This is a genomic window from Pseudomonas sp. FW305-28 (assembly GCF_017351395.1).
Lineage (GTDB): Bacteria > Pseudomonadota > Gammaproteobacteria > Pseudomonadales > Pseudomonadaceae > Aquipseudomonas > Aquipseudomonas fluorescens_AA.
This window is the reverse complement of the sequence record NZ_JACNDD010000322.1, coordinates 1-244: the sequence shown is the minus strand read 5'-3', so window position 1 is coordinate 244 and position 244 is coordinate 1. Positions and strand designations below refer to the sequence as shown.

General features: G+C 65.2%; 1 protein-coding gene. It reads left to right on the top strand.

The genetic code is table 11. The features are described from left to right. Position 1: 1 nt before the first annotated feature. Positions 2-244, top strand: a 243-nt coding sequence (locus J4E53_RS30640; RefSeq protein ID WP_310650547.1) for an Ig-like domain-containing protein, incomplete at its 3' end; no start/stop codon positions are given.

The window sequence follows — 244 nt, the reverse complement described above, 5'->3', positions numbered from 1 at the left end:
TATCGTCGACGACCTGCCCAAGGCCGTGGACGACAGCAACGCCAGCACGGCCTCGGAAACCCACCTGACCCTGACCGGCAGCGTCCTGACCAACGACACCCAAGGCGCGGATCAGGTGGCGTCCGGCCCAATCACGCCCGGTACCTTCACCGGCACCTACGGCACCCTGGTGCTCAACGCCGACGGTTCCTACACCTACACCCTCAACACCGCGGACGCCGATTTCAAAGGTTTGCACGGCGGT